Raw genomic sequence first — 582 nt, forward strand, 5'->3', positions numbered from 1 at the left:
CTCCAGACATGAATAAGTCCCTTCTGGCAAGCTCTGTGACGTAATCCTCATCCTTCAATTTGGATATTTCTTCTTTTAAATCCGTTTGTTTTGTCTTTAAACTTTTCAGTTCTTTTTCAAGCTGTTCTTTCTTTTCTTCTTTTGCACTAAGGGAAGATGTTTGGGACCATACAGAGCTTGCCAGCACAATTGCCGTCAGGAATACTAGGGCGCCGAATACAGTTAACCGTCTGTACAGCCCTTTGCGTCTTCGTTTCTTCAGCTGATTTTGCCGTTCTACTTGTTCTTTATAGTCGTTTTGTATTTCAGTTATCGTTCGTTCCCTGGAAAAATTCAAACCAGACGGTCCTCCTTTCATTTCTTCAAAAACCGTGTAATGGTCGTTCTTATGGTTATCAATAGTTTCTTCTTCTTTTTGAGAAATCCTGCACCTTTTTCAAAATAACGTCTAAAAGTTAGACGCATTTTCACAGGAAGAAGTTTCAAACATTGTTTCCCGATAAAACGGATCGGAAAACACAGAACCATGACTATTTTATATACACACAGCAGGAGAAAACCTATCAGGCTGTATGTTTTCTT

1 protein-coding gene and 1 pseudogene are annotated in these 582 nt (G+C 38.5%); both read right to left on the reverse strand.

Going from position 1 to position 582, the window contains the following annotated elements:
• Positions 1-337 (reverse strand): cell division protein DivIC (divIC, locus tag ACWHAR_RS30015; RefSeq protein WP_452088800.1); only part of this gene is annotated, 337 nt, incomplete at its 3' end.
• A gap of 17 nt (positions 338-354) precedes the next feature.
• Positions 355-582, reverse strand: a pseudogene (locus ACWHAR_RS30020) (spore cortex biosynthesis protein YabQ); the annotation flags it as partial.

It is taken from the genome of Bacillus sp. LR--39 (assembly GCF_053613335.1).